The sequence below is a fragment of the Roseicella aerolata genome (genome assembly GCF_020523605.1).
GTDB lineage: Bacteria > Pseudomonadota > Alphaproteobacteria > Acetobacterales > Acetobacteraceae > Paracraurococcus > Paracraurococcus aerolatus.
In genome coordinates this window covers 71,411-88,463 of sequence record NZ_JAJAQI010000002.1, presented here as the reverse complement: position 1 = coordinate 88,463, position 17,053 = coordinate 71,411, and the positions used below count along the sequence as shown (strand labels likewise).

13 protein-coding genes and 1 tRNA gene are annotated in these 17,053 nt (G+C 70.8%); 4 read left to right on the top strand and 10 right to left on the bottom strand.

All coding sequences use genetic code 11. The features are described 5' to 3' along the window. Window positions 1–25 precede the first annotated feature (25 nt). Window positions 26–1,138 (top strand): branched-chain amino acid ABC transporter substrate-binding protein, encoded by a 1,113-nt coding sequence (locus LHA35_RS01680; RefSeq protein WP_226603668.1) that lies wholly within the window; start codon window positions 26–28, stop codon window positions 1,136–1,138. Between the two features lie 308 nt (window positions 1,139–1,446). Here LHA35_RS01680 and LHA35_RS01675 read toward each other — a convergent pair whose 3' ends face one another. After that, entirely contained in the window at window positions 1,447–3,279 is a 1,833-nt protein-coding gene (locus tag LHA35_RS01675; protein WP_226603665.1) for a calcium-binding protein, read from the bottom strand. A gap of 761 nt (window positions 3,280–4,040) precedes the next feature. Then, on the bottom strand, window positions 4,041–5,105 hold the full coding sequence (locus LHA35_RS01670) for a hypothetical protein (RefSeq protein WP_226603663.1): 1,065 nt from the start codon (window positions 5,103–5,105) through the stop codon (window positions 4,041–4,043). A gap of 71 nt (window positions 5,106–5,176) precedes the next feature. On the opposite strand from LHA35_RS01670, the gene LHA35_RS01665 reads away from it, so the two are divergent. Further along, complete coding sequence (locus tag LHA35_RS01665; protein WP_226603660.1) at window positions 5,177–6,739, top strand: sulfatase-like hydrolase/transferase; 1,563 nt, start codon at window positions 5,177–5,179, stop codon at window positions 6,737–6,739. Window positions 6,740–6,835: 96 nt separating this feature from the next. Here the strand turns inward: LHA35_RS01665 and LHA35_RS01660 are convergent, their stop codons facing one another. The 3 genes from LHA35_RS01660 to LHA35_RS01650 form a co-directional block, all read right to left on the bottom strand. Next, entirely contained in the window at window positions 6,836–7,342 is a 507-nt protein-coding gene (locus tag LHA35_RS01660; protein WP_226603657.1) for a flavin reductase, read from the bottom strand. 788 nt (window positions 7,343–8,130) lie between these two features. Continuing rightward, window positions 8,131–9,594: an MFS transporter gene (locus LHA35_RS01655; RefSeq protein WP_226603654.1), complete on the bottom strand. Its 1,464-nt coding sequence runs from the start codon at window positions 9,592–9,594 to the stop codon at window positions 8,131–8,133. 300 nt (window positions 9,595–9,894) lie between these two features. Then, the gene (locus LHA35_RS01650) at window positions 9,895–10,581 is read right to left on the bottom strand and encodes a DUF3047 domain-containing protein (RefSeq protein WP_226603651.1); all 687 of its coding nucleotides are present in this window, start codon (window positions 10,579–10,581) and stop codon (window positions 9,895–9,897) included. A gap of 45 nt (window positions 10,582–10,626) precedes the next feature. On the opposite strand from LHA35_RS01650, the gene LHA35_RS01645 reads away from it, so the two are divergent. After that, window positions 10,627–11,352: a dienelactone hydrolase family protein gene (locus LHA35_RS01645; RefSeq protein WP_226603649.1), complete on the top strand. Its 726-nt coding sequence runs from the start codon at window positions 10,627–10,629 to the stop codon at window positions 11,350–11,352. A 131-nt stretch (window positions 11,353–11,483) separates the two neighbouring features. On the opposite strand, the gene LHA35_RS01640 is transcribed toward LHA35_RS01645, so the two are convergent. Continuing rightward, window positions 11,484–12,515: an amidohydrolase family protein gene (locus tag LHA35_RS01640; RefSeq protein WP_226603647.1), complete on the bottom strand. Its 1,032-nt coding sequence runs from the start codon at window positions 12,513–12,515 to the stop codon at window positions 11,484–11,486. Window positions 12,516–12,671: 156 nt separating this feature from the next. Between LHA35_RS01640 and LHA35_RS01635 the strand changes: the two genes are divergently transcribed. Then, complete coding sequence (locus LHA35_RS01635) at window positions 12,672–13,805, top strand: CaiB/BaiF CoA transferase family protein (protein WP_226603645.1); 1,134 nt, start codon at window positions 12,672–12,674, stop codon at window positions 13,803–13,805. A gap of 63 nt (window positions 13,806–13,868) precedes the next feature. On the opposite strand, the gene LHA35_RS01630 is transcribed toward LHA35_RS01635, so the two are convergent. From LHA35_RS01630 to LHA35_RS01615, 4 genes are all read right to left on the bottom strand, one after another. Next, window positions 13,869–15,392, bottom strand: coding sequence for a putative bifunctional diguanylate cyclase/phosphodiesterase (locus tag LHA35_RS01630; protein WP_226603643.1), 1,524 nt, complete (start codon window positions 15,390–15,392; stop codon window positions 13,869–13,871). Between the two features lie 92 nt (window positions 15,393–15,484). Continuing rightward, a tRNA-Phe gene (locus LHA35_RS01625) sits at window positions 15,485–15,560 on the bottom strand. 96 nt (window positions 15,561–15,656) lie between these two features. Then, complete coding sequence (locus tag LHA35_RS01620; RefSeq protein WP_226603640.1) at window positions 15,657–15,842, bottom strand: DNA gyrase inhibitor YacG; 186 nt, start codon at window positions 15,840–15,842, stop codon at window positions 15,657–15,659. Then, window positions 15,835–16,995 (bottom strand): ribonuclease E/G, encoded by a 1,161-nt coding sequence (locus LHA35_RS01615; RefSeq protein ID WP_226603639.1) that lies wholly within the window; start codon window positions 16,993–16,995, stop codon window positions 15,835–15,837. Before LHA35_RS01615 ends, LHA35_RS01620 begins: the two co-directional genes overlap by 8 nt. Window positions 16,996–17,053: the final 58 nt, after the last annotated feature.

The following is a 17,053-nucleotide window of genomic DNA, read 5'->3' as shown; positions in this document are numbered from 1 at the left end:
CCGGGCGACTCGGGGAGAAACAGGGATGCTGAGCAGAAGGCTGATGCTGGGGGCGGTGCTGGCCGTCACCACCTCGACCGGTGCCTGGGCGCAAGGGAATACCGGCCCGATACGCATTGCCACCGCCGGGCCGATGACCGGCCAGTATGCCGCCTTTGGCAGCCAGATGCGCGCCGGCGCCGAGCAGGCGGTGGCCGATATCAATGCCCGCGGCGGCGTGATGGGCCGCCAGCTCGTGCTCGAGATCGGCGACGATGCCTGCGACCCGCGCCAGGCCGTCTCGGTCGCCAACCAGCTCTCGAGCCGCGGCGTGCGCTTCGTGGCCGGGCATTTCTGCTCGGGCAGCTCCATTCCCGCCTCCAAGGTCTATGCCGAGGAAGGCGTGCTGCAGATCAGCCCGGCCTCGACCAATCCGCGCTTCACCGATGAGGGCGGCTGGAACACCTTCCGCACCTGCGGCCGGGACGACCAGCAGGGCCAGGTCGCCGGCCGCTACATCGCGGATAATTTCAAGGGCAAGAAGGTCGCGATCCTCCACGACAACTCGGCCTATGGGAAGGGCTTGGCGGACGAGACCAAGAAGGCGCTGAACGCCGCCGGGACGCAGGAGACGCTTTACGCCGCCTACACGCCGGGCGAGCGCGACTACAATGCCCTCGTCTCCCGACTCAAGGGCGCCGCGATCGACGTGGTCTATGTCGGCGGCTACCATACCGAGGCCGGCCTCATCCTCCGCCAGGCGAAGGAGCAGGGGATGAACCTCACGCTCATCGGCGGCGACGCGCTGGTGACGAACGAGTTCTGGCAGATCACCGGCGCCGCGGGCGAAGGCACGCTGATGACCTTCAGCAGCGACCCGCGCAAGCGCGCGAGCGCGGCCGAGGTGGTGCAGCGCTTCCGCGCCAAGAACATCGATCCGGAGGGCTATGTCCTCTACACCTATGCCGCGATCCAGATCTGGGCGCAGGCGGCGGCCAAGGTGAACAGCCTCGACCCGAAGCGCATCGCCGAGGCGATGAAGACCCAGGGCCCGTGGCAGACCGTGCTGGGCGAGATCAGCTTCGACCGCAAGGGCGATGTCACCGTTCCGGACTATGTGTTCTACGTGTGGAAGAACGGCGCCTACAGCGAGATGTAGGGTTGTATTCCCCCTGCTGAGTGCGCATCTTCGGCCCAGTCGTCAACAACCGAAAGGAGGTGATCCAGTGTCTCATTGTTCTCAGGCTATCGCCGCGGCCGCGGCCTGGATCATCGTTCCCGCCACTGCGGGGATGGCTTCCTGAGCCAGGCGGGGCGGCAACGCCTCTGACCAATGGAAGGGCCTCGGTGGGCAACCACCGGGGCCCTTCGCAATTCCGGGCCGGCCGCAGGGCGCGGGTAAGAAAGCCGCCGGGAAACTTTCCCGGCGGCCAGGGCGGGGGCGGGCCAGCGAGGGCCTGCCGCCGTCTACAGGATGAAGTCGTCCGCACCGATCGTCAGGTTGGCACCGCCCGCGAGCAGGATCTCCATCTCCGGCGGGTTGCCGAAGGGGAAGAACCCGAAGCCGACCGTGTTGACCTGGATCAGCTTGTCATTCCCCACATTGATCGCCCGCACCTGGCCCGGCGCGCTGAAGGCACTGGTGCCGATGAAGGTGAAGGCGTCGTTGACGAAGGGAGTGAGCGGCCGCGCATCGATGGCCGAGAGGTCGATGCGGTCATTGTTGAGGACCGAGTCACCGAAGCCCTGGATCACATCGCGGTTCGCGACCCCGGTCGGCGATTCGGCAACCGAGTTGTAGCGGTAGATATCGTTTCCAAGGCCGCCATTCAGCGTATCGCGGCCAAGGCCGCCGATCAGCACATCATTGCCGGTGCCACCGTTCAGCACATCATTGCCGGCCCCGCCGCTCAGGGAGTCGGCCCCGGCGCCGCCGTTCAGGGTATCGTTGCCGTTATCCCCGTTCAGCGTATCGTTGCCGTTGCCGCCGGTCAGCAGGTCGTTGCCATTGCCGCCATTGGCCAGGATCGGCGTGGTGGTGCCGTTGCCATTCAGTGTGTCATCGCCCTCGCCGCCATTGAAGACGAGGCTTGTGAGGCCCGTGGGCGCAAGATTGTTCTGGACCACCAGCCGGTCACCGCCGCCGCCGCCATTCACCGTCAGCCGCTCGACCGTATCCAGGGTCAGCTGGAAGTTGCCCAGGTTGACGCGGTCGAAATCGACCTTGCCGCCGTCGTTGCGGACGGTGAAGAAGTCGCCATCCGTAGTGGAGCCGTTCACCACCTGGGTGTCGGAGCCGGCACCGCCGCTGACGGTATCGGAGCCGTCGCCGTTGTTCCAGACGATGATGTCGTCGCCGTTTCCGCCATTGACGGTATCGGCACCGCGGCCACCGGCCAGGACGTCGTTGCCGTTATCTCCATTCAGGGAGTCGTTACCACTGCCGCCGCTCAGGAAATCGTTGCCGTCGCCGCCATTCGCAACGATCCGCACCGCGGTGCCGCTGCCATCGAGCGTGTCATTGCCCGCGCCGCCATTGAAGGTGACGAGGCCGAGGGCGGTGGCGGCCAGGTTGCCGATGGTCAGGCGGTCATCGCCGCCCAGGCCATTCACCGTCAGGCGCTCGACGCTGTCGAGGGTGAGCCGGAAGTTGCCAAGATTCGTGCGATCGAACTGGACCGTCGGCCCTGTACCCACCCTTGCCACGGTGAAGACATCGCCGGCCGCGGCGCCGTTCACGACCTGCGTATCGGTGCCGTTGCCGCCATCGACGGTATCGGAACCGTCGCCGTTGTTCCAGACGATGGTATCGTCGCCATTGCCGCCATTCACGGTATCGCTACCGGTACCACCGACCAGCGAATCCTCGCCGTTGCCGCCGTTCAGGCTGTCGTTGCCGGCCTCGCCCAGCAGCGTGTCATTCCCGTTGCCCCCGTCGAGGGTGTCGTTGCCGGCACCACCCAACAGCGAGTCGTTGCCGTTACCGCCGTTCAACCTGTCGTTCCCGGCCTCGCCACGCAGCGTGTCATTGCCGTTATCGCCGTTCAGGGTGTCGTTGCCGGCCCCGCCAAACAGCGAGTCGTCGCCATTCCCACCATTCAGGCTGTCATTGCCCGCTTCACCGAACAGGGTGTCATTGCCGTTGCCGCCGTTCAGCGTATCATTCCCGGCGCCGCCGAACAGCATGTCGTTGCCGTTGCCGCCGTTCAGGACATCATTGCCAGCGAAACCGAAAATCCTGTCATCGGCGTTGCCGCCGGTCAGCGTGTTGTTGCCGTTGTTGCCGAAGATATCAGCCATGACGGTATCCTCCTTTGTGATTCAAATTCTTACTTGGCGCGCGATCGAGACGAGATGGGTGGTTCGTCGTCGGATCGTGGGCGGTTGTCCGCAGCGCCTCCTCGCTGCCGCTGAATCGCGCCACGTGCCATATGAAGGGCACGTCCGAAGACCGTCGGCTTGGCGCAGGACAGGCGCTTCCTGCCCTGCAGGGAGCCAAGCCGGCCGAAGCCGAACCATACGGGGTGCCATTCCACCCCGCCGCGCCTCCGGTCAGGTCTGCTCCGTCCCCATCATGCCGCTGCGCCGGACGCTACCGGTCCACAAAGGCTAGGCCGCAGGGGCAGGCCGGCCGGGGCAAAGGACACGAAAACCTATATTGTCACGCAGCCGCGCTCAGGCGCGGCGTGACCTGAACTGGTCGCAGCCTGGGCAGGGATGGCGGGCCGATCCGCTCCGTCCTGGCCTCAGGCATAGGCCGCGTATCCGCCCGCTTGCGGAAGAAACGCCATGAATGGAAGTGCTGGTCGGATCCACAAAAGCATATTGGGGCATGAGCATCTTCCCCAGCCAGTGGAACACAATCTTACATGAATCAGCATAGGTTCAGGCTGTGGTGCATATTTAGCACTGCCAAGTCGGAACGGGTGTTCACTCATGTGCGATACCGCATGCCCCGTCCCGGGCGCGGTGGCGGCCGGCCATGCTGTCCGGCTTCGCCGCTTGCAGTCCACAACTGGCTCGCAGGCGGGTGACCCGACCTCCATCCGCAAGGCGCAGGCTCAGCCAGCCCCCCAGCCCAGCAGGGCATCGTGCAGCGCCAGCATGATGCGCCACTCGAAGGCGAAGCCTGCGGCCGTATCGAAATGCGCGGGCAGGTGCCACTGGTAGCCGGGGCGCGGCGGCGGGGCCTGCAGCAGGACCGCGTCGGGCCCGAGCGCCTCGGGCGGCATCGCCCCGCCCTCCGGCGGCATGTGCAGCAGGAAGAGGCCGATGCGCCCGCCGCGCGCACGACGCTGAAAGGCCGCCAGCAGCCGTTCCGCCAGCGCCGTGTCGGGGGCCTCCCGCTCCGTCACCAGGAAGGCGACCCGCAGCGGAACGCGCGGGGCGGAGGCCGCACGTTCGAACCGCCGCGCCAGCACGGCCAGGTCGAGCCGCAGCGCGGCGAATCCCTCCGCCTCCCAGGCCGGGCCGAGATGATGGTTCCACACCGCCCCACCATCCTCCCGCAGGAACAGGCGCTGGCCGCCTGGGGTGGCGATGGCGCGGATCCGCCCGGGCGGGGCATAGCCGGCCCAGCCTTCCTCCAGCGCCGCCAGCACCGCCGACAACTGGTGCGCCGCCAGGGCGAAGGGGTTGAACGCCTCCATCGCGTTCGGCACGCTCCGGAAGCCCCAGCGCGCCGGCATGTTCCAGGGCAGGCAGTTGAGGCCGAGCGGCAGCAGCGGCACCCGCGCCAGGCCGGCGGTCCAGACCTGCTCGCGGAAGGCCTGCCGGCCCCGGCCGCGGCCGAGCGCCGTCTCGGGCCCGGCCGCGCCCTCTGCGGTCAGGCCGCGCAGCAGGGCGCGCGGGACCGAGGGGGGCAGGGCGACCGCGCCGTACTGCTCCAGCCGCGCCAGCGCCCAGGCGCGAACCGGGGCCAGGACCTCGTCCGGCATCTGCCCGGCAAGGGCGGCGATCATCTCCACCGCCTCCGCCATGCTCAGCGCCGCGGCGGCGAAGCGGCGCTCCGCCGCTTCCTGCCCGTGGCGGACCAGCAACTGGGCGAGCGGCGCCGGCATGGCCGGCATCCGCCCCAGGTCATGCGCCGCGAGCAGCGCGGCCTCGGCCGCATCGGTGGCCACCATCGCGCTCAGCCTCGCCAGCCGCGCCGGCCGCGGGCAGAGTGCCGCCGCGCGCGACTCGCCGGGAGAAGACCGTGATCCGCAACGTGTTGTTCGTCATGTGCGACCAGCTGCGCTGGGACCACCTCTCCTGCGCCGGGCATCCCTATCTGCAGACGCCCAGTATCGACGCGCTGGCGCGGCGCGGCGTCCGCTTCCCGAATGCCTTCGTGCAGAGCGGCATCTGCGGCCCCTCCCGCATGTCCTTCTATACCGGCCGCTACGTCTCCTCCCACGGTGCCACGCATAACCGCGTGCCGCTCTCGGTCGGCGAGGTAACGCTGGGCTGGCATCTGCGCGAGAGCGGGCGGACCCTCGTGCTCGCCGGCAAGACCCATGTGCTGCCGGATGCGGCCGGGATGCGCCGCCTGCAACTGGATGGCCAGCATGACCTGACGGCGCTGCTGCGGGAGGGCTGGTTCCGCCTGGTGGACCGGCATGACGGCCATCATGGGGAGCCGGACAGCGCCTATGCCCATTGGCTGCGGGCCCGGGGCTATGACAGCCGCGACCCCTGGACGGATTACGTGATCGCGGTGGAGGGGCCGGACGGGGTGCCGCGCTCGGGCTGGAAGATGCGCCATGCCCGCCTGCCGGCGCGGGTGCGGGAGGAGCACAGCGAGACCGCCTACACCACCGACCGGGCCATCGAGTTCATGCAGCGGGAAGGGGACGCGCCCTGGGTGCTGCACCTGTCCTATGTGAAGCCGCATTGGCCCTACATCGCCCCGGCCCCTTACCACGCCATGTACGGGCCGGAGCAGTGCCTGCCCCTTCGGCGGCACGAGGAGGAGCGCGGCCCGGGCGCCCACCCGGTCTTCCGCGCCTGGCAGGAGGAGGAGGTGGCGCAGAGCTTCCAGTCAGAGGAGGCGGTCGCCACGGTCCGCCCGGCCTATCAGGGGTTGGTCCGGCAGGTGGACGACCATCTCGGGCGCGTCTGGGAGGCGATGGAGCGGCTCGGCCGCTGGAAGGACACGCTGGTGATCTTCACCTCGGATCACGGCGACTATCTCGGCGACCACTGGCTGGGCGAGAAGGAGCTGTTCCACGACTGCATCCAGAAGGTGCCCTTCCTGGTCTACGACCCGAGCCCGGCGGCGGATGCGACGCGGGGCAGCGAGGATGCGCGGCTGGTGGAGGCGGTGGACGTGGTGCCGACCATCCTGGAGGCGCTGGGCTGCGACCCGGCCAGCCATGTGGTGGAGGGGCGGTCGCTGCTGCCCCTGCTGCGGGGAGAGGCGCCGGAAGGGTGGCGCGACTTCGCGGTCAGCGAGCTGGACTGGACCTTCCGCGGCGCCCGCCGGCGGCTGGGACATCCGACCGGGCAGCACATGGCCTGGATGGTGCGGACGGCGCGCTGGAAATACGTCCACTGGACCGACGGCTACCGGCCGCAGCTCTTCGACCTGCAGCAGGACCCGGAGGAGTTCCACGACCTCGGCGCCGATCGCACGCTGGTCGGGGTGCGCGACGCCATGCGGCACCGGCTGCTGACCTGGTTCACCCGGCTCAAGTCGCGGACGACGATCACCTGGGCGGAGGCGGAGCAGCGCACCGACAGCCATAAGAAGGCCGGGGTGTTCTATGGGGAGTGGTGACCGGCCCGCTGCGTGGGTGCAGCCGCGTCAGCCGGGACCGGCAGCGGGCGACCGCCGCCCCTCAGCGAGGCCTGTACGCCGGGCAGCCTTTGGACGTCAGGGCCCCGCCACCATCGCGCCCACCGGGTGGTAGTCGCGGCCGAAATAGATCAGCCCGTGGTCGTGCTGGCTGCCGAGGCGGATCGCCTGCACCTCCCCGAACACCACCAGATGGGTGCCCTTCTCGACGATCTCGGCGATGCGGCAATCGAAGGAGGCGACGGCGCCCTGCAGCACCGGCGCGCCGGTGGCGAGCGTATGCCAGGTGCCGGCGTCGAAGCGCTCCTCCATGCTGCATTTGGTCATGCCGGCGAAGACCATCGCGGCCTCCTTCTGTCCGGCCGCCACCACATTCACGCAGACCGTGCCGTTGGCCTTCATGGCCGACGCTGCCGTCGCGCCGCGATTCATGCAGACCAGCAGCGTCGGCGGCTCATCCGTCACGCTGCAGACGGCGCTCGCGGTGAAGCCGCCGCGCCCGGCCGGCCCGCCGGTGGTGATGATGTTCACCGCGGCGCCCAACCGGGCCATGGCGTCGCGGAACTCCTGACGGGTGACGGTCATCGCTGAAACGCCTTGCTGCTCGTCGCGAGTAAAGCACGGGCAGCGTGGATGGGAACCCGCGCCGGGCTGGTGCCGGTCCGGGGCGCCGGAGCAAACCGCGCCGGAGGGTGATTGGCTGGCGCGGCCATGACCGCGAGGTCGGGCGCACGTCACCACCCGCCTCGCACGGTCCACAACGGATTGCGGCCGGAACGGGATGCCAGCCGCCGATGGTCATTGCCGGCAGCGCTGCTTCCGGCGCCCGGGTGGACATCCCATCCGCGATCCGATCTAGGGGGCGGTCGCCTCCGTCGCGCAATTCCCGCTCCGGTGCGGGGATTGGGGCAGCAATTGTTGCACCCAGCAGGCTGCCCTGGCGGACTCAGCGGCGAGGCGGCCGACCGAAAGGGCCAGCGGCGGCAATTCGGCCTCCAGCGGAGAATGGGAGCCCGATACGTGCCGGTTCACGCGCTGCGGCAACTGGTCCTGCGCGACGGGTTGGGTCGGGGAGGGCGAGGATCGGCAGCGCGAGAAGGGTGAGGCGGAGCGAGGCGCGGAGCGGGACCCGCCACCGGCGTCGTTCTGGCGGAACGGCATGCGGCGGGGCTGCGGTGTGATCATACTCTGCCCAGACCTGGTCCCAGTCGTCGTCTCGAGGCCTGCTGCGCATCCTTGGATAATTCCTGGCCTGGAATCCAGCAACTATGGGTTGTTGTCTTTATAGGCCGTTTCCGCCGGGACCTGCCAGCAGGATGCCCGCGCCGCTTGCGCGGTGAAGCGCGACCGGCGGCAGGCCCCGGCCGCCCCGTCTACCGCTCCGCCGCGCTCCGGGCCGAAAGCGGGGCCGAGACCTCCTCCAGCGGCTTGCCCTCGGCGGCGAAGCCGAGGCGCCATTCGGTCGCCGCCGCCGCCAGCATCAGGGTGGCCGCCGTCAGATAGCCCCACATGATGTTCGTGCGCTGCCCGCCCTCGATCAGCCAGCCGAACAGCGTCGGGCCCACCACCCCGCCCGCCGCGGTGCCCACGGCATAGAACAGCGCGATGGCCATCGCCCGCATCTCCAGCGGGAAGCTCTCCCCGACGGTCAGATAGGCGGCGGAGGCGGCGGCCGAGGCGAAGAAGAAGATCACTGTCCAGGCCATCGTCTGCTCCCAGGCCGAGAGCCAGCCGGCGGCGAAGGCCATGCCGGTGCCCGCCATCAGCAGGCCGGACAGGGCATAGGTCCCGGTGATCATCGGCCGTCGCCCGATCGTGTCGAAGAACCGGCCGAGCAGCAGCGGGCCCATCAGGTTGCCGAGGGCGAAGGGCAGCATGAACCACCCGACCTCATGCGCGGGAATGGCATAGAACTTCGTCAGCACCAGCGCATAGGTGAAGAAGACGGCGTTGTAGCAGAAGGCCTGGCAGGACATGAGGACGAGGCCGAGCACCGCGCGATCCCGGTGCGAGCGGAACATGGCGTGCCAGACCTCCGTCAGGGAGGCCGCGCCGCGCCGGCTCAGCACGATGGGCCCGTAGGTGGTCGGCGGCAGCGGTCCGCGCTGCGCCGCCACCTGCCGCTCGATATCGCTGATGATCCGCTGGGCCTCTTCCGGCCTGCCGTGCAGCATCAGCCAGCGCGGGCTCTCCGGCAGGAAGCGCCGGATGAGGAGAACGATGATGGCGAGCGCGCCGCCGACGATGAAGGCGCCGCGCCAGCCGATCTCCGGGTCGATGATCGCGGGGTCGAGCACCACCAGCGCCACCACGGCGCCGATCGCGGCGCCGCCCCAGAAGGTGCCGTTGACGGCGAGATCGGTGGTGCCGCGGTAGCGCGCGGGGATCAGCTCCTGGATCGCCGAGTTCACCGCGGCGTATTCGCCGCCGATGCCGGCACCGGTCAGCGCGCGGAACACGGCGAAGGACCAGAAATCCCAGGCGAAGCCGGTGGCGATGCTGGCCAGCATGTAGACGACCAGCGTCACGAAGAAGAGCCGCCGCCGCCCGATCCGGTCCGCCAGCCAGCCGAAGCCGAGCGCGCCGACGACAGCACCGATGAGATAGGCCGAGGCGGTGAGGCCGATCTGGGTCTCGGTGAGGGCGAGGGTCGGGCTCTGGTGGATGGCGCCGGCGAGGCTGCCCACCAGCGTGACCTCCAGCCCGTCCAGCACCCAGGTGATGCCGAGGGCGAGGACGACGCGCCAGTGAAAGCCGCTCCAGGGCAGCCGGTCGAGCCGGGCGGGGACGTCGGTCTCGAAGCGGTCGGCCGTGGCAGGGCCGGGCGTGTCGCGCATGGGCTGCTCTCCTCGGGGAGGGTAAGCCCCGGGAGGGCGGCTGGTTGCGGCGGCGCGGCCGCCCGGCTGGCCTGCCTGGCCCGGCCGGTACAGGCCACCGGCGAGGCAGCCTGCACCTGCCTTGTCGCGGGCGCAGGGCGCCGGAGGCCGGCTCATACCTGGCTCAGGACATGCTGGCGCATGTCCTGCCTCGAACGCCGGCGGCCCTCCGCCCCTTGGCTTCGCGGCATGGGCCGCGGCGCGTCTTCGCACGCCCGGCCCGCTCGGCGGGCCGCAGGTCGGGACGTCATGCGCCAGGTATCAGGGGCAGGGCCCGAAGCGGATCGCCTCCACCCTGGCCTCGACCCGGCTGCGCGTGTCGTCCACATCGGTGCCGATCGCGATTTCCTGCAAGGACGGCGGCGCCGCGCCGAAGGCGGCCTGCCAGTCGGCGGCCAGGTTCACCCGCTGCTCGAACCACTGGCCGCGGGGCGCATCGGCCGGGCGCAGCACGCGCACCACGCCAAGGCCGAGCAGATAGGGGCTGGGAAAGGCCGCCGGCTCCCGCCCCGTGCCGCCCCAGACATAGATCAGCACGCTCCGCGGCAGGGGGTGGCCGCCGGCCATGGCCTGGGCCATGGCGTGGCGGGTGCGCTGCCAGGCAGTCACCTGCGGCGGCCAGCCAGCGAAGCCGATGGCGACCGACAGGGCGCGGTCATCGCCGCCATGCCGCGTCAGGTCGGTCGGCGGCGGGCCCTGGTCCACCCGCCAGCGCCAGGAGAGGCAGGCGGGCTGGCCCTGCACCCGGCGCCAGACGAAGCTGCCCTGTGCCACGCCTTCCACCGCCACCCCGTCGCCCAGCGCACGGAAGCGCGCCGGCTCCACCCCGTGCCAGTGGGCATGGGTCCAGCCCACGGCCTCGAGCGATTGTGGCGGGTGGATCGGGCCGGCGCCCGCCAGCAATCCGGCGCAGATCGTCGCGGCAAGGGGCATGGCAAGGCGCGGCATGGATGGTTAGATGCCGCGCGCAACGCCCGAGACAAGGAGGGGACCATGCCCGAGATCGAGATCGCCGCGGCCGATGGCAGCGGCCAGTTCGGCGCCTATGTCGCCATGCCGAAGCCCACACCCGCCGGCGCGGTCGCGCCCGCGGCGCGCGGGGTGGTCGTAATGATCCAGGAGATCTTCGGCGTGAACCGCACCATGCGGTCGCTGTCCGACTGGGTGGCGGAGATGGGCTTCATCGCGGTCAGCCCCGACCTGTTCTGGCGGCAGGAGAAGGGCGTGCAACTCGACCCCGATGCCGGGCAGGACCAGTGGGACAGGGCCTTCAAGCTGATGCAGGGCATGGACCAGGACAAAGCGGTGGAGGACCTGAAGGTCACCATCGCGCATGCCCGCAAAATGGAAGGGGCCAATGGCAAGGTGGCGACCATGGGCTTCTGCCTGGGCGGCCGGCTGGCCTACATGGCGGCGGCGCGCACCGACGCCGATGCCAATGTCAGCTACTACGGCGTGGGGCTGGAGGGGCTGCTGGGCGAGGCCGGCAACATCAAGGCGCCGCTGATCCTGCACATCGCCGAGAAGGACAAATTCGTGCCACCCGAGGCGCAGGCGAAGATCCTGGAGGGGCTGAAGGGCCACAAACAGGTCAGTGCCTATGTCTATCCGGGCGTGGACCATGCCTTCGCGCGCATGGGCGGCCATGCCTGGGACGCGCGCGCCGCGACCATCGCCAATGGCCGCACGGCGGAACTGCTGGCGAAGGTACTGGGCTGAGCCTGGCGGGGGCGCGCGCCGCCCCCTCTCTTGCCGCCTGCGCGGCCCCTGGCGCCCAGGCCTGGATGCCGGGCCCCTGCAGGATCCTGGAGCAGGTCGCGGCCGGGCGTCCACGCCCGGCCGCGATCTCCCTAACGGAGCCGATAGAAGCGCCGCGCCGTGCCGCTGAACAGCGCCGTCCGTTCATCCGCCGAGGCGCCGGCGGCCAGCCTCTTGCAGGCGTTCCAGAAGACGCCGTAGCCGTAGCTGCCCTTGTCCACGGGGAAATTGCTCTCGAACATGCAGCGGTCGGCGCCAAAGAGGCTGATCGTCGTCTCGATCCAGGGCTTCCAGGCTGCCGCCAGCTCCTCCGAGGAAGGCGGCTCGGCTTTCTCCTCGAACCCCAAGCCGTTGATGCGCATCCCGAGACCGCCGAGCTTCACGCAGACATTCGGGCAGGTGGCGAGTTCCGCCATGGCCGCGCACCAGGACCGGAACACCTCCTCCCGCTGTCCGGCATAGCCGCGGATGCCGAGCGGGCCGCCGACATGGTCGAGCACGATCGGCGTCTCGGGAAAGACGCGGGCGAGCGCCGTCAGGTCCGGGATCTGCGGGTGGTAGAGCCAGGCATCGAAGGACAGGCCGAGCGGCGCGAGCTGGGCGAAGCCGGCGCGGAAATCCTCGCGGAACAGGATGTCCTTCGGCGGGGTATAGGCCGGGTTCATGATGACCGGGTCCGGGTCCCAGGCGGTGATGTGGCGGATGCCGCGGAACCGCCCGCCGCCGGCCTGGATATGCGCCTCCAGCACCTCCCTGGCCTCGGCGCCGATCTGCAGGTTCACATGGCCGACGATGCCCTCGCAGACCCTGGTGGGACCGTAGCCGCCCGAGGCGCTCATCGCCGCGATGCCGTTGACGAACTCGGTTTCGCCGACCGGCTTCATGGCCTCCGGCCCCTTGGCGCGGTGCATGGCGCGGCACTGCACGAAGACGGTGGAGACGATGTTGTGGCCCTGGCCGGTATCGGCCAGCAGTTCCGGCAGCAGGTAGCGCCAGTCCGGCCGGTCCCAGAGGTGATGGTGCGGATCGACGATCGGGAGCGCGGGGTCGAGCGCGTCCTCGGTCCGGCGGGCCAGCCAGTCCTCCCGGACCGGGATGTAGTGAGTGAAGGCGTTGCTGCTCATCGGCGGCTTTTCCCTGGACGTTTCCCGCGGGCAGCTTAGGCCCATATTGCGCGGGATGTCGCCGGGCCGGGATCTTTCCCGGTAATCGGTGGCGCTCGCCCTCTCGCCAGCCCGCGCCGGGCGCCCCTATCCTCCCGCGAAAGCATGGAGGACGCGATGAGTCTGCCCTTGGACGGGGTGCGCGTGATCGAGGTAGGCCAGGCGCTGGCCGGGCCGCTGGCCGGGGCGGTGCTGGCCGATATGGGCGCCGAGGTCATCAAGATCGAAAAGCCGGATGGCGGCGACGATGCCCGCATCTGGGGCCCGCCCTTCGGGCCGGATGGCGAGACCAGCCTCTATTTCCACAGCCAGAACCGCAACAAGCGCAGCGTCGTCCTGGACCTGAAGAAGCCCGAGGACATCGAGGCGCTGCACCGGCTGTGCGAGACCGCCGACATCCTGATCCAGAACCTCCGCCCCGGTGTGGTGGAGGAGATCGGCATCGGGCCGGAGGCGATGCTGGAGCGGCATCCGCGGCTCGTCTACTGCTCGATCTGGGCCTTCGGCTATCAGGGCCCGATGCGCCTCAAGCCCGGCTTCGACCCGCTGCTGCAGGCCTATGGCGGCATGATGAGCATGACCGGGAGGCCGGAGGATCCGCCGACCTTCTGCGGCGCCTCGATCAATGACAAGGCGACGGGCCTCTTCTGCACCATCGGCGCGCTGGCGGCGCTGCGGCAGCGCGACCGCACCGGGCGGGGCTGCCTGGTCGATACCTCGCTCTTCGAGACGGCGGTCTTCTGGGTGGAGGGGCAGGTCAACCAGCACCTGGCAACCGGCGAGGTCCCCCGAAGGCATGGCACCGGCGCGGCGGTGATCGTGCCCTACCAGGTCTTCGAGACGGCGGACCGGCCGATGTGCCTTGCCGCGGGCAATGACCGGCTCTGGGCGCGCTGTGCGAAGGTGCTCGGCCATCCCGAATGGGCGGAGGATGCGCGCTTCGCCAGGAGCCGCGAACGGGTGCGGAACAAGACCGTGCTGGTGCCGCTGGTGGCGGAGGTGCTGCGGACGAAGCCGCGGGACCACTGGGTCGCGGCGCTGGAGGCGGCGGGCGTGCCCTGCGCGCCGGTGAACGATATCGGCGAGGTGGCCGCGAGCGAGCAATTCTCGGCCGTGGACATCATGCAGACCCTGCCGGAAAGCGGCGTGCGCGTGGTCGGCCTGCCGATCAGCTTCGATCGGCAGCGCCCCCGCTCGGCGCGGCCAGCGCCGCATCTGGGCGAGCACACGGAGGAGGTGCTGGGCCGATAGCGCCGATCCAGGCCAGGTCCCGGCCTGGCGCAAGGGGGGCGGTGAGGGCAGGACCCTTCCCGCTCAGGCGGCGGCCAGTGACGCGATGCGTCCTCCGCCCTGCGCCAGTGCCTGGGCCTGTTCCGCCGGCATCGGCTTTCCCAGCAGGAAACCTTGCGCCTCGTCGCAGCCGACGCCGGAGAGGGCGGCCAGCTGCTCCTCCATCTCCACGCCTTCCGCGGTGATGCGCAGGTCCAGGCTGTGCCCGAGACCGACGATCGATTCGATGATCGCCGCCGCCTTGCCGTCCCGCCGCAGCGCGCGGACGAAGGCGCGATCGATCTTCAGCATGTCGAAGCGGAAGCGCCAGAGATAGGCGAGGCTGGAATAGCCGCTGCCGAAATCATCGAGCGCGATGCCGACGCCAAGGGCACGGAGCTGCGCCAGCGTCTCCAGCACCTCCTCGGTGTGCTGCAGCAGCAGGCCCTCGGTGATCTCGAGCGTCAGGCGGTGCGGCGCGAGCCCGGTCTCGTCGAGGGCGGTGCGCACGGCGGACAGCACCTCGGCCCGGCGGAACTGCACAGGGGAGAGGTTCACCGCGACGCCGATGGGGTCGGGCCAGCGCAGCGCTTCCCGGCAGGCGGTGCGCAGCACCCAGGCGCCGACCGGGAGGATCAACCCGGTCTCCTCCAGCAGGGGGACGAAATCGGCGGGCGAGACGGGGCCGCGCTCCGGATGGGTCCAGCGCAGCAGCGCCTCGAAGCCCAGCAGGCGGCGGCTGCGGACCTCGAAGACCGGCTGATAGTGCAGGGTGAAATCCTCGGCCGCCGCGGCCTGGCGCAGCGCGCCCTCCAGCGCGTGGCGGGCGGTGAGGACAGCGTCCATCCCCGGCTCGAAGAAGCGGGTGGTGCCCTGGCCTTCGGCACGGGCGCGCTGCAGCGCGAGGCCGGACTGCGCCAGCAGCGCCTCGGCCCCGATTTCGGGTGCCGCCACGGCGATGCCGGCGACCGCGCCGCAGATCAGGGGCCTGCCATGCAGGGCGTAGGGACGGGACAGTTCATGCACCAGGCGGCCGGCAAAGCGCGCCGCGGCTTCGGGCTGGGTGCCGACCCGTTGCAGCACAGCGAATTCGGCGCCGGACAGGCGGGCGACCAGGTCATCGGCCCGGGCGGTGCCGAGCAGGCGTTCCGCCGCCTGACGCAGCAGCGCATCGCCTCCCCCCGTGCCCAGCGTGTCACGGATGGCGGCGAAGCCATCGAGTTCCAGCATGATGACGGCGGGCGGGCGGTCCGGCCGGGCCTCGGCCAGCGCCGCGGCAAGGCCGGCGCGGAACATCGACGCATCGGCGAGGCCGGTGAGGCCATCCGTCGTGGCGCGGCGATGCGCCGGGGGCGCCGCATGGCGCGGGCGGCGGTGCAACAGGGCCGCCAGGGCAAGCAGGCCGAAGGCGATGGCGGCTGCCACCGGCCAGGGCTCCCGCTGGTGCAGTGCAGCCAGCGTCAGGCCGCCCGGGACGCCGAGCGCCAGTCCCGCGCAGGCCGCGGCCCAGGCGCGCGATGCGCCGCGGCCGGGCCGGTCGGGCTGAGAGGTGGCGGGGGGCGATGACATGCGGATGCGGTCCCGTGCGAATGACGGGATGCTGCATGGCCAGGGGTTTAGAAATGGCTAGCGCGCGATGGGGCGGAACGGCGCGGAAGGGATGGTGCCCAGGGGCGGAATCGAACCACCGACACTGCGATTTTCAGTCGCATGCTCTACCAACTGAGCTACCTGGGCCCAAGCGACCAGCACCTCGACGGTGCCGTCTGGCGGAGTGCGGGGGAAATAGCCGATGCCGATGAGGCTGTCCACCCGGCGTCTTGCGATTTTGGTTCAGCCCGGCTCCTCCTCCGGATCCGCCGGCTCGCCCGGAATGGCATAGTCGCCGGCCAGCCAGCGGCCGAGATCGATCTGCCTGCAGCGGGCCGAGCAGAAGGGGCGGTGCGGGCTCTCGCGCTCCACCGGCTTGCGGCAGACCGGGCAAGGGCGCGGCGGGCGTGGCGGCGCGGAATCAGCCATGCGGGGCCTCCTCGATCTCGGCCTGGGCAGGCGAACGCCCCGGCTCGGTGAGCAACTGCAGCGGTGTGCCGATGGCGGCCTCCGCTTCCGCCAGCGCACCGGGCAGATCGCGCAGGGCGGCGATGACGGCGGGCGCGGCGCGCAGCGCCCAGCGCCGGCCGGGGCGCGCCGCCGCCTCCCGCGCCGCCCGGCGCAGGGCGGCGAGACCATGGGTGAGGGGGGAAGGCGGCCAGCCCAACACCTCATGCAGCGGCGGGTGGATGCGCTGGCGCAGCATCTCGAGCAGGCCGAGCGGGCCGATTCCCCGAAGCTGCACCAGCGGGTCGGCGGCCAGTGCCTGGCGCAGCGGCCCGGCCAGCGCCTCCCGCCGCTTCACGGTCAGCCCGGCGAGGTCGAGCAGGATGGGGCCGGCCAGGTTGCGCAGGCGGATCTGCCGCGCCGCCTCGGCCACCGCCGCCTGGTTCAGGCGGAGCTGCGCCTGCGGGTCACGCCCGCCGGCGGCGCTGCCGGCATCCACGTCGATGGCGGTCAGCGCCGGGGTCGGGTGGATCAGCAACCGGCCGCCGCCGGACAGCGGCACCTCGGCGCCCGCGAACTGGTCGAGCTCCGCCTCCAGCGCGTCCTCGAGGACGGGGCTGTGGCTGAGGGTGACGCGGGCCGGGCCGAGGGAGCCGCGCAGCCGGGCGGCGAGGGGCGCGCTGTCGGTGCGGATCGCCGCCTCCGGATGGGCGCGGGCGAGGCGGAGCGCGGCTTCCGGCCCGCGGGCGAGCAGGGCGGGGCCGCCAGGGGGCGCGGCGGCGGCCCGGGCGGCCTCCGCCGGGGTCAGCCGGGCGGTCAGGCGCGGGCCCTTGCCGCCCTGGGCGGCGCGGGTGACGCGCACGGCGAGGAGCTGGCCTTCGCTGACCGATCTGGCGATGGACTGCCTCGGCGGGCCCACGGCGGATTCCGGCAGGAAGCCGGTCTCGCCGCCGGCCATGGCGAGGAAGGCGCCGGCCATGGCGGGCGCGAGGGCGGAGACGCGCGCGTGATGCAGGTCGCCGACGCCGTCCGGCCGCCCCGGCCGCTCGACATGGAACTCGACGATCCGGTCATCGTGGTCGAGCAGCACGATACGGCGTTCGCCCGGTGACGCCGAGGCGAGGATGGTCGTCATCCGTCGGGTGCCAGATTCAGGGAAGCGGAAGGGGATGTGGGGGGATACGTCCCCCCAC